The sequence below is a fragment of the Snodgrassella alvi wkB2 genome (genome assembly GCF_000600005.1).
Lineage (GTDB): Bacteria > Pseudomonadota > Gammaproteobacteria > Burkholderiales > Neisseriaceae > Snodgrassella > Snodgrassella alvi.
Window position 1 is genome coordinate 2086883 of record NZ_CP007446.1, and the last position, 14389, is coordinate 2101271.

Here is a 14389-nt window from a genome sequence, read left to right on the forward strand (position 1 = left end):
TATGGGAAATATAAAAATACGGTGCTCAATGATTAGCCAGATCATTGGCGATAGCAGAACTAAAAGCAGTCCGCTTTCTGATACAGCCAAAACCTGTTTAATGAATTTAGCCAAAGAATCTTTATTCGACTTTACTAAATTCCAAGGCAGTAAGGAAACGGAAAAGGGAAAGGTGCTTGAAAATACGGCAATTCAGGCAAGCGGGCTGCATCGCTGTAAAAAATATACGAAAAATGAGACGCGCTTAGAAAACGACTGGATCACAGGTGAATGTGATATTTATGACCCTAAAGAACGTTTAATTATTGATACTAAGTGTTCTTGGGACATAGGCACTCACCCGTTTTTTATTGAAGAGGCACAAAAAAAGGCAGAAAAAGCAGGATATATCTATCAGATGCAGGGTTATATGTGGCTATTTGATTGTGATAAAGCTGATATAGATTTCTGGCTATTCCCCTGCCCTGAAAATCTGCTGGGCACTTACGATAATCCGGCCATGTTGATTGATGCGGTTGAAGATATTCCTATCGCTAAGAGGTTAACAACGGTTACGGTAACAAGAGATGAAAAAACAATCGAAAAGATTAAAGAAAAAGTCGAAATTTGCCAGGAATATTATGACTTTCTGATAAAACAGGTCGCATAAAGGATTTATTATGTCAGTTAATAAAATAATTCTAGTTGGTCGCCTTGGGCGCGACCCTGAGACACGATATATGCCCAATGGCGACGCTATAACGAATTTCTCGCTAGCTACTGATGAACAGTGGCGCGACCGTAATGGAGAGCGCCAGACACGTACTGAATGGCATAATATTACTCTGTTTGGTAAATTGGGCGAAATAGCCGGTCAGTATTTACGTAAAGGTAGCCAAGTGTTTATTGAGGGCAAAATTCAGAGCCGTAAATATACCGGTAAAGATGGTATCGAACGTACCGCATACGATATTATCGGCAATGAAATGAGAATGCTGGGTGATCGTAATGATGGTTTTGATTCTGGTAACAATAACGCTGCACCACCTACATCATCGAACCTACCGCCAGCGGCACCACGCCGGCAACCACCTCAACAAACACCAACAACCCCAACAATAGATGATATTGATGACGATATCCCGTTTTAAATAATACAGATAAGACATAGCCAGCACCTAGCTGGCTTTTATTTTGGAGGATTCATAGATGGATATTGATAAAGAAAAAGAGCGAATTGTAGAGAAATTAATTAATGAAGAAGAATTAACGAGAGAAGAAATTATCTTTTTAGTTGAAAATTTTAAGAAAGTTAGCGAACAAAAAATCCCTGAATTTGATCAATTACGTTTTATTGTCGCCTCTGTTTTAGAAGTGGGTAAAGATTTATATTATGAGGTAATTTGGTATTTTTCACCATTTAACCTTTTGGGAAATGAATACCCCAATCAACCTAGAAAAGTTAAAAAGCCTCCAGAAGAAAGAGACGTTTACATGCCTTATGATGATTAACTTCAACGCTAAATATTAAATTAAAACTAGCTACAAAATAGTAGCTTTTTTATTGGAGAATTAAAATGAATACTGAATTTCAATTTGAATGCACAGGTGTATGGCGACCTTTTACTGCTGGCCAAACCTATTATTATGTAGATTTAACTGTCTCTATGGGTTATTCCGTATGGATATGGACTGGTGATTCTCTCGATTCACATTATGCATATCTTAATCATGCATTTCCTACATGGCAACAAGCCGACCAAGCTCATTTATTAGCTATTGAATATCTTGCATCGAATCAAGAAAAATTTGGCTTTATGGAAAATGAGCCAAGAGAGGGGCAAACCGTTTGGATTAGCAATTCTCTTTATCCTTTTTGGTCTAACTCCATTGCATATGATTCCTCGGATAAATTACATAAACAACTATTTAAAAATCATATTTTACATGCAACCGAAGAGGGAGCAATTAACGCCGCTAAGGGCTTAGTACAATTTCTGCGCAAAGAAACCGCACAAAATTATTTTAAACCTCTTACTAAAGCACCACAGAATGGCACCAAAGTATATGTGGCCGATGTTACAGCGAAAGATGGTTATAAATATATTATTTACAACAGCGAATTTGAATATTTGTTAAATGATAGGCTTTTGTTCTCCAATATGCTTGGAGCTATACGGGCAAGTACAGCAATGAGGCAATTAATTAACCCGCCAATACTAGACACGACGAAAAAACCTGAACCAGATAAACAATAACTAGCCAGCTAACCGCTGGCTTTTCATTTAGAGAGATTAATATGATCAATACTTGCCTATTTGGTGATGCCGAGCAATGCCTAGAATCTCTTTTACCTGAGTATGCAGGCAAAATACAAATGTGCGTTACCTCACTGCCCTACTTTGGGCTGCGTGACTATGGTTTACCTGGTCAAATCGGTATAGAAGATACCGTGGAAGAGTATGTACAAAAGCTTGTTAGCGTATTTGATATTGTATGGGATTTACTAGCCGATAATGGTGCCTTGTGGCTGAATTTAGGCGATAGCTATGCAGGAAGTGGCAAAGGACGATATAGCGATAATCGGGCTTATCCTACTGGAATGCAGGCTGCAAACAAAGGCAATGTATCAGGCAAGCTTAAGAAAACTCCATTGTCTGGAAATTTAAAGCCTAAAGATTTAATTGGAGTTCCGTGGCGGGTGGCTTTCGCCTTACAGAATAAAGGTTGGTATTTACGTCAGGATATTATCTGGAACAAGACAAATCCTATGCCTGAGCCCGCAACAGACAAGTGCACCAGAGCGCATGAATACATTTTTTTATTATCTAAGGAAAGGAAATACTATTTTGATTATAAAGCCATCAGAGAACCAACCGTATACCTTAAAAATCAAGAACGAAATAAAAGAAGCGTATGGACATTAGCTAAACAAACTGCACACATCAAACATCATGCGGCATTTCCTCCTGATTTAATCACTCCTACTATTTTAGCAGGTAGCAAAGAAGGGGACATCGTTTTAGATCCTTTCATGGGTAGTGGTACCACAGCCGGCGTTGCAGCTGGGTTAAAAAGGAACTGGATTGGCTGCGAGTTGAATGAAGAAAACAAAGATATTCAAACAGACAGAATTATCAAATTACAAACCAAAATACTAAATGAAAACAGCCAGCATATGATGGCTATTTAACATCTGTATCAAGGAGTAAACAATGGAAACAAATAGGCAAACCGTTATCTTATTCAGAACAAAAAATACCAATTATACTTATGACACATTAAACGATTATTTATTTGATTCAGAAGCCGGGAATATTCTTGAGGCAGTTGAATTCGATGGATTTACAAAATTCCCTCTCTTAGCCACTGAGATTATTGATGAAGCAGACTGGTATTTATATGAAGAGGGTTACATTGATGAAAATGATTACTATACAGGGCGCGTAACCCCAGAAGAAATAGAAGTATTACAAAAAGTCTTAGATTTAATAGCTAAATACCATAACAACGGCAATATACTCATAAATGGACGCACTGTACATATTCCAATAGCCATACGGCAAGAAGATATAGATTACTTTAATGAAACAAAAAAACTTAGTGAACGCTTAAGAGAATGGCTGAGAGAAGTTCGTAAAAGCAGTCAAAAACCCCTAGTCGCTGAATAGCGGCTTTTTTAATGGAGATTATTATGGAATTTCACGCCGTATTAGATCCATGTTGTGGTAGCCGTATGATGTGGTTTAATAAACACGATAAACGCTGTTTATATGGTGACAAGAGACAAGAAAAAACTGTTTTATGCGATGGGCGTACTCTTGAGGTTAATCCTGATATTCTCATGGATTTTACTCAAATGCCATTTGATGATAATACATTTTATCTTGTGGTTTTCGATCCTCCTCATTTGGAAAAAGCAGGTGATAAATCATGGCTGGTTAAAAAATATGGAAAGCTTGGCCAAAGATGGCAGGAAGATTTAAAACAAGGCTTTACTGAATGCTTTCGCGTATTAAAACCTAATGGGACATTAATTTTCAAATGGAACGAAACACAAATTAAAATTAAGGATATTTTATCTCTTACTCCATATAAGCCACTGTTTGGCCATGTAACCAAAAGACACGGCGGTACACATTGGTTTACTTTTATGAAAAATTAGCCGCTTAAAAGCGGCTTTTTAATTAAGCATTATTAATGAACACGTCCCAGCAATAGCTGGTTTTTTATTAGCAGGTGACAAAATGCAAACTACACAAAATGATATAAGTGATTTTTATACTACCCTTTTAAACAAGCTAGACGCGCTCATTAATGCCCAGAATGATAATAGCAATTTATGGAACGCAGAGAGATGCGCACAATTTTTTTCCTGTTCAGTTGGTCACTTCAAAAGCCGCATTGCCTGTAAACCTGATTTTCCGCCACCTGTTAAAGTTAATAAAACCGCCTACTCTCTATGGATTCCTGCAGAGGTAAAGGCTTATGCTAAGCGTAAGCAATTAATCAAGTAAATCCGCCAGATTAGCTGCGTCTGGAGCATAATATGTATTAAGCAGAATCTTTATATCTCTATGCCCGGAAATTTTGGCTAAATCCATTACATTAACCTTTTTCGACATTCTAGTTAATGCCTCGCGCCGAGAATCATGAAAATGTAAATCTGAAATTCCGCAAGAATCACGGGCGCGCCGAAATAACGTACTTAATGAATCAGCACTAAGGTCAAACACAGATAGCAAATTAACAGATTGAAGTTGATAAAGTAGCTTTATTGCTTTTTTGGATAGTGGGACATCGCGAGAATAACCATTCTTTGTCACCTCCAAATGCGCAACTCGTCGACTAAAATCTATATCATCCCAGACCAGACTGCATAACTCGTTTGCGCGCATAGCTGTTTCAATTGCAAACAAGAAAGCCAATGCAACACGCTGTATTGTTAATTTTGGCGGCGTATCTTCGTCATACATGCACCACATACAGATACGGTTTATTTCTTCCTCTGTTGGTCGCCGGGTGCGTGGCTTGTTTGAGGGCGGACGGGTTATTTTAGTTACCGGATTATCATTGATCAGATTCCACTCTTTCATCGCATATTTAAATACACTAGAAATAGTGGTTAATTCGCGAGCAACGCTGGGAGATTGAACTTGCTTCAGACGATCATCACGCCATTGTGCAACGTGAACAGGCATAAGCTCCGAAGCAAGAACATTGGCTAAATCTGTTTTTAAAACTCTATTTAGTCTAAGCGTCTCACTTCTGCTTCCGCGCTTGGAGGGTGTTACTTCTTGCAGATAGCGTCTGATGAGGTCGCCGACTGTAATATTTTTAGGAGTAAGTCCTAGGCGGCGGTTATTGATATCTGATTCAGCTTGCGCTGCCCACTCTCGCGCCTCTGCTTTAGAAGAAAACGTTTTAGTTATTTCTTTGCCTTTAAGGCGAACACGTGCTGTAAATTTTTGCCCACGTTTGAAGATAGAAGCCATAGAATTAAAGAAACTGAATAAAGAGGGCGTACCATAACCCAAAACAGTGACGTTTGAAAGTTGCTATATAGAAAAAGGGTATTGTCACAAATTTGTCACAATACCCTTGTAAGTTATTATTTCTAATAACATATATGGTGCCGACAACGAGACTCGAACTCGTACGACCTGAGGTCACCACCCCCTCAAGATGGCGTGTCTACCAATTTCACCATGTCGGCAATTAACTGTAAAAACTGTTTATTCCGGTATCAGCGGTTTTTGTGCCGGTTTCGCCGGTACGGCTGGCGCACTGGCAGGTGTAGCTGCCGGTACTACTACCTGTTGTTTCGGTTTCACATTACTAAAATCCAGTCCGCTGTGCCGGTGTGTGGAAATATAGCCTAAAGCTAAACAGGTAACAAAGAATACAGTAGCAGCAATTGCTGTGCTGCGACTGAGGAAATTTGCATTGCCGGCTGCACCAAAAACACCCTGAGCACTACCGGAACCAAATGCCGCGCCCGCATCAGCACCTTTGCCCTGCTGCATCAGCACCAGCACAATAACACTCAGCGCCGCGAAAATATTCACGATTAAAATAAGGGTTTTAAATGCTTCCATGATATCAACTTTTATCAAGCAGGCGCATATGCAGCCTGAATAATAGCGGCAAAACTGTCAGCCTGCAATGAGGCACCGCCAACCAAAGCACCGTCAACATGTGACACAGCCAGAATTTCAGCCGCGTTGCCCGCATTGACACTACCGCCATAAAGGACGCGGATTTTAACATCTTTACCACATAAAGACAAGATTTGCCGGTAAATTAACTCATGCATGGCGGCAATCTGTTCTGTAACCGGAACTTTCCCCGTTCCTATAGCCCATACCGGCTCATATGCCACCGCTACTTCACTCAGATCTGCCTCTGCCAGCAAAGACAACTGTGCAGCTACTACCTGCTCTTCCTGTCCGGCATCCCGTTCGGCAAGTGTTTCGCCTACACACAAAATAGGCAGCAATCCTGCTGCAATACTGTTCTGCATCTTTTCCAGCAGAATAGTATTATCTTCCTGAAAATACTGTCTGCGCTCCGAGTGTCCGACCAGCACAAACTGTGCTCCGACATCAGCCAGCATCTGTGCACTTACTTCACCGGTAAAAGCACCATTAACAGCAAACCGGCTGACATCTTCCGCGCCTACAGCCAGTGCTGTATTGGCAGCAAATTCTTTGATACCGGCAAGATAAACATTCGGGGCGGCAATACCACAATATACCTGTGCCGCAGCCGCGTTTACAGGTTGAAGCAATTCTTGCAGCAGCGTGCGGTTAGCTGCATTACTGCCATTCATTTTCCAATTACCTATTACCCACTTTTGCTGCCACATATATTTTCCCTTAAGACAAATAACATGCCAAACCTGAGCGTATGGCTATGACAGAAAGCTATTATTCATGCCATAAATTAGCTTCAGCTTTAAAATGGCGGCATTGTAACGGAAAATTACCATTTGTGCCTTGTCATTACTCAGAATTAAGCACATGTTTAACTGCAACTATACACATTTAACCCTAGATAAATATTGTCTTAACTTCATTAAAATAATTCTGTTGACCAGATTTATTCTTTATCTCTTCTAATAGAAAGAAAATAATAGAAAACAGCCATAAGGAAATCTACTTATCTGCCCCAAAAAACAGATAAAAACAAATTAAAAACAATTATCTTATATCGTATTGAATAAATAGCCATATGATTTTTTTCCATGCTAGAAAAAGCATCAGACATGATTCTGTCTGACTACCTGTAATCTGAACAGCAGAATTGATTCACCAATACCCTACTGCCGCACCGTAAATAGTTTTATAATCAACTTAAACGATATTCGTATACAATAGTCTAATAACAGAGCATATTGCTTTTCTGAACCCACTTACTACCCACCCGCCCGGCGGGTATCAGCATTTCGGAGCAGACATGGATTTCAATACCGCCCGCTATAACATGGTTGAGCAGCAAATCCGTCCTTGGGACGTATTAGATTTTGATTTACTGGATGTCCTGTCCGACATTCCGCGTGAACGTTTTGTCCTGCCTCAGCAGCAGGAAGTAGCCTATACAGATCAGGCACTCGGGCTGGCTAACGGTGGCAAAATGCTTGAACCCAAAGTCGTAGCCAGAATGATTCAGGCACTGAAACTTAATCTGACCGATACTGTAGTAGAAATCGGTACAGGTTCCGGCTATGCTACAGCCATACTGGCAAAAATGGCCGGTAAAGTAATCAGTGTTGATATTGATGCTGAACAACAACAGCGCGCCCAGTTAATACTTAGCGATATGGACTATACCAATATTAGCTATAAAACCTGCGATGGCTTGGCGGATAAACTCCCCGGCGCACCATTCAGTGCCATTTATGTTGGCGGTTCATTACCCAAACTACCTGATTTATTACTGAATCAGCTGGCAGAGGATGGTCGCATGGTTGCTATTATTGGTGAAGCGCCGGTAATGCGTGCTATTTTATTTGAACGCCAGAATAATCAGCTTAAAGAAACTGTTTTATTTGAAACTGTAGCACCAGCTCTACATAGCTTAGAAATACCTGCACCAAGTCAGTTTAAATTCTGAACAAGCTTTAATTCAAAATAAGCAGCGCAATTTATCATTTTGAAAATTGTGCTGCTATCAGAAAATTCTTTTTTTAAGACAATATACACCTGACAGGCTATCAATAATCATCCGCAAACTTTAATTAATATCAGTATTTAACTGATAAATTTATTTTTCATCTTTTTGTCTGATACTACTTTGAATAGCAATCCCGGCAACCATAAGCCAGTATATTGAAAAACAGCAACACATTGTTTTAAAAACTGTAAAATAAAAAAGATATTCCGAAATTTCGAATACTTATTACATTGCTCTGGTAATATTTAAAATAATTTTATCTTCAGGAGCAGAATCATGCCTTATCAAACCCGCGCAGACTTACCGGCAGCAGTAAAACAGGCATTGCCTGAACATGCACAGGATATTTTCAAAGAAGCTTTTAATCACGCAATTCAGGAATATCAGGATCCGAAAAAACGCCGCGATAACAGCGATGCCGAAACCATTGCATATAAAGTTGCGTGGGCGGCAGTAGAAAAAACTTACCATAAAGGTAAAGATGGCAAGTGGCAGCCCAAATAATCTTTGTGATTGCCTTAATACCACCAGCAATAATCTGCAAGAGTAAACGACAAAAAAGCAGCACAAACCTGCATTTAAGGCAATCAATTTGTTGATTCTATTTTAATTACACTGTCGGGATGCAGGTGTAAGTCTCTTTTCCAAAGCATAGTGTGTATCTCAAATGATAATTATGAGAACACATTTCTTTTACCATCCTGCCCGCCAGATGAATCACTAGTCAATATTACATTTCATGTATCAAACCAAAACCTGCTTTGGTTTTATCCTCTTTCAGTTATCGTCTGATTACTATCAACCATCACTAGAACAAAGTATAGTGATTATATATATGCCATTTAACAAAACATTGTCGTAATTAGCGCGGTATACGCATTACTTTCCTCTAAAACCACATACTGAGACAGTGAATTTCTTATTAGAAATAGGACATACTAAAAAGTCAGACAGAATAAACTGAAAAGAGATAAAACCATGATAGAGTTTCAAGATGGTTTGTCAGAAACTTTCAAATGAAGATTTTTATCACTATTTTAGCGAAAGCTTTAAATTATGAATACTGACTCAGTTTAAGACAAAAACAAACGGAAGATTTTTGATTAAGCAATATAATCGTAACAATCTAAACGCTTAAATTACTCTTGCTATAGTAAGAGAATACATTGAGGTAGATAAATTATCCAATTTTATGGTTGAATATGTACGAATAGAATCTGAGGAATAAATCAGTTTCTATAATTTAAACCATAAATGACATTTCATACATCAGTTTATAATATGAGTATCCAAACATTGAACGCTGTTCAATTACAGCAATGGCAACAGCAAAATCAGGATTTTGTCTTACTCGACGTTCGGGAAGATAATGAAGTTCAGTATGCAGCTATACCCGGTTCTATACATATTCCGATGAATATGATTCCGTTACGCCAGAATGAATTACCGGATGATAAACCCATCGTCTTATATTGCCACCTTGGTATGCGCAGCATGCAGGTAGCTTTATATCTGCAGGAAGCCGGCTTTGAAAATCTCTATAATCTCAACGGCGGTATCAATGCATGGTCACATGAAGTAGATGCAAGTGTACCAACCTATTAATTATCAGCATTGACAATTTAAATTGAAAAGCTCCTTAATTCATGGAGCTTTTTTTGGCACAGTAAAATTCTAATTATTATCAGAATACATAGTAATTACTGCTTTTTACTTCTCTTACCCTGTGACAATACCACGCCACTTAGTGTCAGCAATGTACCCACAGCAGCAATTAAGTTAAATGGTTCTTTCAAAATAATTACCGCACTGATTATTGTAATAATAGGGACTAAATAAATATAAATACTGATTTTAACAGCCCCGACTAACTTAACTGCATAATTCCATGAAACAAAGCAGATTGCAGAAGCACCTACTCCTAGAAACAGGATATTAAGCATATTAACCGGCTTATAAAAACGTACCAGTCCCCATTCAAAATTAAATAAATACAATGCAGGCAACATCAGAATCAAACCATAAAAAAAGAAGCGTCTGGTAAGTAAAATAATATTGCAATCAAAACTGCTGCTTTTTTTGGTTAAAATCGAATAGCCAGCCCAGAACAGACAGGCTACAACTGCCAGAAAATCACCGAGCGGATTCAGAGAAAGAACAAACGTACCATTAAAACTAATTAAGACCACACCAAAAACTGCCAGCAGACAGCCAATATAAAAACGCAGAGAAGGTGTTTCTGCTTTTAAAAAGAACATCGCTAAAATGGCGGTAAATACCGGAGCCAGACTGGCGATTACCCCCACGTTAGAAGCTGTTGTATAAGTTAATGCAATATTCTCACATAAAAAATAGCAGGTGACTCCACAAAAACCGGCAGCCATAAACAAAAGCTCTTTCCTGATGCCCTGCCAGCTCAAAAAATGAGGAGCCAGAATCCACAGTGTAAAGTAACCCAACATAAATCGGAAAAATAGAATTTCTATAGGTTTGAATTCTGTCAGTAAAACCTTGGTGGAAATATAGGTTGTTCCCCAGATAAATATCGTAAACAACGCAATCAAATGCCCTTGGGCTTTTTTTGACACTAGCATGAAAAATCTCTCTATTTATACAAATCAAATACCATAAGAATTTTTTTATCCAAAACAGTTTGAACTTTTATTGATATTAAATTAAATAATTAATAAATTTTTTCCGGTAAGGCAAATGGTTCAGAATGTATTACTCAATGTCTTTGTAACAATATGATAGATAATTATGAATACATTATGATAGCAACAATTATAATTTGATGATTAAAGAATGTAACAGGTTATTTAAAATCAAATATCTTGATCAACAAAAATAATTGATACACATAAAATTTAAGGGCTTTTAGCAAAACTAAAAGCCCTTAAAAAAATTCTGGTGCACCCAACAGGGATCGAACCTGTGACCTCCGGCTTCGGAAACCGACACTCTTCCAACTGAGCTATGGATGCTGATAAATATTAAGAGTGGCAGATTTTAGCCCAAATCAGACAGTTTGGCAAAAGCAATCTATATCCATATAACATAAAAATTATCCTCCGCCTGTTTCTAAAAAGCAACCATATGAAATTAAATATTTTATTCATATTTTTATTCATACTGGTAATAATCACACAAAATGAGAGATTAATTGCAGTAAATTTGGCATACGTAAAATTTTTGTGCTATGTTTAATAACTTTGGTGCATTAAATTTTGTTTTATAACAAAGAAATATCCCTACAGACAGCTGTCAGGTCTGTTTGACAGGCCACATATATGTATTCTGATTCATGTTCATTTATCCGTCCTCTTCCTGCCAGTACTGCACTGGATGTTATTGGTGATGTGCATGGCGAATGGGAAGCTTTACAGCAATTATTGCACTTTCTCGGTTATGATGAGAACGGACGGCATAAACATGGCAGAAAACTGGTATTTGTCGGCGATTTATGTGATCGCGGACCGGATAGTCCGGCTGTACTCGACTGGGTAATTCAAGCAGTCGCAGCTGAAAATGCATTTACTATCATTGGCAATCATGAACTGAATTTATTGATTGATGATCCTAAAGACGGTTCGGGCTGGTATTTTGACAACCGTCCGCAGGACGAAACACGTTTTGCACCATGGCAGCATTATCCGAAAGACAAGCGCAGGCAACTACAGGAAACCATGGCACAATGGCCATTGATTCTGCAACGCGACGATTTACGCATTGTACATGCCGCATGGCTGCCGGACAGCATTGATAAACTGATTCATTGTGGCGAAAAATCTCTGATTAAACAGTATCACTACTGGGAGAACCGTTTTTTTGATGATTTCCGCCAGACTGAATGGTACGAATCTTATATACAGGAAACACAGCAGCTAAAAACAGAACTGGAAGATGAAAACTACACCATGCCATTTCAGCCCGGTGTTGCTCATTATGATTTATTACGTAGCTGCCATAATCCTATACGTGCACTGACCAGCGGTATTCAGGCTTTAACTCAGCAACCATTTTATATAAACGGCCGCTGGCGATTTACGGTAAGAAAACCGTGGTGGCAGCAATATACTGATCCGGTGGCGGTAATTATCGGGCATTACTGGCGCAGCTGGTATGGTACAGCAGGCGTGGCCGAACATCGCAAAGATCTGTTTCCGGAACCGCCGACTCACTGGCTGGGTAAGCAGCAACAGGTATTCTGTGTGGATTTTTCCATAGGTGCCCGCTGGCGTGAGCGCAGAAATGCCATCTTACCGGCAGACAGCCGGATGCATCTGGCCGCATTGCGCTGGCCGGAAAATCTCATCATGTTAAATAGTGGTAAATACTGCCCTGCTGAACGCAATCGCTGAATAATCCTGCCAGTCAACAATACATTTGTTATAATAAACGTTTTTACAGCAAAACAGTATATGCAAAAAGGATAATAACTCCGGCAAATGCTGTTTATACATTAATCTGCAATCCACTTTGGTATAGCACACTGGACATTGTTTCAGATGGTGCCGTTGCATCATTATGCCGGTATCAGAGTAATGAATGTATGCCGGATACAGCCATACATTCATGTATACCAGAGATTATTTATTCAATACCAGAATGACAGACGCCAATTCCTCTTCCAATCAAGTTAAACGCCATCTGAAAACCCGCCATCTGTCAATGATTGCCATTGGCGGCAGTATTGGTACGGGATTATTCATGGCCAGCGGCAGTGCCATTCACGATGCCGGGCCGGGAGGAGCACTGCTCGCCTATATGGCTATCGGGGTTATGGTGTATTTCCTGATGACCTCGCTCGGGGAAATGGCAACTTATCTGCCTACCTCCGGTTCCTTCTCTACCTATGCCGCCCGTTTTGTGGATCCGTCACTGGGATTTGCATTGGGCTGGAACTACTGGTTTAACTGGGTAATTACCGTTGCAGCCGATATTTCCATAGCTTCATTGGTCATTACCTACTGGGAACCATTGCGCTTTATGCCGGCATGGAGCTGGAGTCTGCTGTTTTTTGCTCTCGTATTTCTGCTGAATATTTTATCTGTACGAGCCTACGGCGAATCAGAATACTGGTTTGCTCTGATTAAAGTAGTTACGGTAATTGTGTTTCTGGGCGTGGGTGTACTGACTATTTTCGGTATTCTTGGCGGCCAGTATATAGGCTTAAGTAATTTCACTATCGGCGACGCACCGATTCTCGGACATGGCTGGTCGGGCGGATTTTTTACCGTACTCGGTGTATTTCTGATTGCCGGTTTCTCATTTCAGGGAACAGAACTTATCGGTATTACTGCCGGTGAGTCAGAAAACCCGCAGGAAAGTATTCCCAAAGCAATCAAACAGGTTTTCTGGCGCATTCTGATTTTTTATATTCTAGCCATGCTGGTAATTGGTCTGCTTATTCCTTATAACAGCGATGCTCTGCTTGGTGCAGATGTGGATCAGGTTGCAAAATCGCCCTTTACACTGGTATTTGAGCGTGCCGGTCTGGCTTTTGCCGCAGCCATAATGAATACTGTGATTCTGACTTCTATTCTTTCTGCCGGCAATTCCGGTCTTTATGCATCTACCCGTATGTTGTATGCAATGGGTAAAGACGGCATGGCTCACCGTACTTTTGCTGAAGTAAACCGTCGCGGTGTACCTGTGCTGGCACTGCTGGCAACAGCAATTGTCGTACTGGCTATTTTCCTGCTGGAAAGTGTCGATGAAGGTGCATACGAATACATTGTTGCGGCATCCGGTCTTACCGGTTTTATTGCCTGGCTGGGTATTGCCATCAGTCACTATCGTTTCCGGCGTGCTTTTGTGCGGCAGGGTAATGATGTGAATTCTCTGGTTTATCGTGCCAAATGGTTTCCGTTCGGCCCCATTTTGGCGCTTTTACTGTGTATTCTGGTGATAATCGGACAGGACAGCCAGTTACTATTGCATGGTGATTTTAAATGGCAGCGCTTTGCCATCACTTATATGGGGCTGCCGGTATTCGCAGCATTCTATCTGTATCACAAGTTACGCTACCATACTCGTAAAGTACCTCTCGACCAGGTGAATCTCAGCAAACATATCGATTAAAACCGGTATTTACATTAATCATACAGACTACAGGCAGCCACAACTGGCTGCCTGCTGCATTTTCAGCTAACATTAAGCCCGTTGATTTATCATTTATTGCAGTCAGAATCTCATGCTTACCTATACCCCCGCAAAATCCGGCAGTTCACCT

General features: G+C 39.8%; 17 protein-coding genes and 2 tRNA genes. 13 read left to right on the plus strand and 6 right to left on the minus strand.

The genetic code is table 11. The features are described 5' to 3' along the window. Nucleotide 1 precedes the first annotated feature (1 nt). The 8 genes from SALWKB2_RS09530 to SALWKB2_RS09565 all read left to right on the plus strand — a co-directional run bounded on the left by SALWKB2_RS09530 (nt 2) and on the right by SALWKB2_RS09565 (nt 4496). Entirely contained in the window at nt 2–649 is a 648-nt protein-coding gene (locus tag SALWKB2_RS09530) for a translocation protein TolB precursor (protein WP_237749807.1), read from the plus strand. 10 nt (nt 650–659) lie between these two features. Further along, nucleotides 660–1130 (plus strand): single-stranded DNA-binding protein, encoded by a 471-nt coding sequence (locus SALWKB2_RS09535; protein WP_025331450.1) that lies wholly within the window; start codon nt 660–662, stop codon nt 1128–1130. Between the two features lie 58 nt (nt 1131–1188). Then, a complete protein-coding gene (locus SALWKB2_RS09540; protein WP_025331451.1) occupies nt 1189–1491 on the plus strand; it encodes a hypothetical protein in 303 nt (100 codons plus the stop codon). 65 nt (nt 1492–1556) lie between these two features. Then, a complete protein-coding gene (locus tag SALWKB2_RS09545; RefSeq protein WP_025331452.1) occupies nt 1557–2237 on the plus strand; it encodes a hypothetical protein in 681 nt (226 codons plus the stop codon). Between the two features lie 41 nt (nt 2238–2278). After that, nucleotides 2279–3172, plus strand: a complete 894-nt coding sequence (locus tag SALWKB2_RS09550; RefSeq protein WP_025331453.1) for a DNA-methyltransferase — start codon at nt 2279–2281, stop codon at nt 3170–3172. 22 nt (nt 3173–3194) lie between these two features. Continuing rightward, nucleotides 3195–3650: a hypothetical protein gene (locus SALWKB2_RS09555; protein WP_025331454.1), complete on the plus strand. Its 456-nt coding sequence runs from the start codon at nt 3195–3197 to the stop codon at nt 3648–3650. A 23-nt stretch (nt 3651–3673) separates the two neighbouring features. Then, nucleotides 3674–4144 (plus strand): class I SAM-dependent methyltransferase, encoded by a 471-nt coding sequence (locus SALWKB2_RS09560; RefSeq protein WP_025331455.1) that lies wholly within the window; start codon nt 3674–3676, stop codon nt 4142–4144. An 82-nt stretch (nt 4145–4226) separates the two neighbouring features. Then, nucleotides 4227–4496, plus strand: coding sequence for a hypothetical protein (locus tag SALWKB2_RS09565; RefSeq protein ID WP_025331456.1), 270 nt, complete (start codon nt 4227–4229; stop codon nt 4494–4496). Here the strand turns inward: SALWKB2_RS09565 and SALWKB2_RS09570 are convergent. The 4 genes from SALWKB2_RS09570 to tpiA all read right to left on the minus strand — a co-directional run bounded on the left by SALWKB2_RS09570 (nt 4485) and on the right by tpiA (nt 6847). Continuing rightward, entirely contained in the window at nt 4485–5474 is a 990-nt protein-coding gene (locus SALWKB2_RS09570) for a tyrosine-type recombinase/integrase (protein WP_025331457.1), read from the minus strand. The genes SALWKB2_RS09565 and SALWKB2_RS09570 overlap by 12 nt on opposite strands. 135 nt (nt 5475–5609) lie before the next feature. After that, nucleotides 5610–5695, minus strand: a tRNA-Leu gene (locus SALWKB2_RS09575). Nucleotides 5696–5714: 19 nt separating this feature from the next. Beyond that, the gene (secG, locus tag SALWKB2_RS09580; RefSeq protein ID WP_025331458.1) at nt 5715–6077 is read right to left on the minus strand and encodes a preprotein translocase subunit SecG; all 363 of its coding nucleotides are present in this window, start codon (nt 6075–6077) and stop codon (nt 5715–5717) included. A gap of 14 nt (nt 6078–6091) precedes the next feature. Then, nucleotides 6092–6847: a triose-phosphate isomerase gene (gene tpiA, locus SALWKB2_RS09585; protein ID WP_025331459.1), complete on the minus strand. Its 756-nt coding sequence runs from the start codon at nt 6845–6847 to the stop codon at nt 6092–6094. 590 nt (nt 6848–7437) lie between these two features. Between tpiA and SALWKB2_RS09590 the strand changes: the two genes are divergently transcribed. The 3 genes from SALWKB2_RS09590 (at nt 7438) to SALWKB2_RS09600 (ending at nt 9759) form a co-directional block, all read left to right on the plus strand. Next, nucleotides 7438–8094: a protein-L-isoaspartate O-methyltransferase family protein gene (locus SALWKB2_RS09590; protein WP_025331460.1), complete on the plus strand. Its 657-nt coding sequence runs from the start codon at nt 7438–7440 to the stop codon at nt 8092–8094. A gap of 336 nt (nt 8095–8430) precedes the next feature. Further along, nucleotides 8431–8658 (plus strand): ChaB family protein, encoded by a 228-nt coding sequence (locus tag SALWKB2_RS09595; RefSeq protein ID WP_025331461.1) that lies wholly within the window; start codon nt 8431–8433, stop codon nt 8656–8658. Nucleotides 8659–9435: 777 nt separating this feature from the next. Further along, nucleotides 9436–9759: a rhodanese-like domain-containing protein gene (locus SALWKB2_RS09600; RefSeq protein ID WP_025331462.1), complete on the plus strand. Its 324-nt coding sequence runs from the start codon at nt 9436–9438 to the stop codon at nt 9757–9759. 95 nt (nt 9760–9854) lie between these two features. On the opposite strand, the gene SALWKB2_RS09605 is transcribed toward SALWKB2_RS09600, so the two are convergent. Further along, nucleotides 9855–10748, minus strand: a complete 894-nt coding sequence (locus SALWKB2_RS09605) for a DMT family transporter (RefSeq protein ID WP_025331463.1) — start codon at nt 10746–10748, stop codon at nt 9855–9857. A gap of 314 nt (nt 10749–11062) precedes the next feature. Continuing rightward, nucleotides 11063–11138, minus strand: a tRNA-Arg gene (locus SALWKB2_RS09610). Between the two features lie 306 nt (nt 11139–11444). Between SALWKB2_RS09610 and SALWKB2_RS09615 the strand changes: the two genes are divergently transcribed. Beyond that, nucleotides 11445–12515, plus strand: coding sequence for a metallophosphoesterase (locus SALWKB2_RS09615; RefSeq protein ID WP_025331464.1), 1071 nt, complete (start codon nt 11445–11447; stop codon nt 12513–12515). Nucleotides 12516–12825: 310 nt separating this feature from the next. Next, a complete protein-coding gene (locus tag SALWKB2_RS09620) occupies nt 12826–14238 on the plus strand; it encodes an amino acid permease (RefSeq protein WP_363119075.1) in 1413 nt (470 codons plus the stop codon). Nucleotides 14239–14389 lie beyond the last annotated feature (151 nt).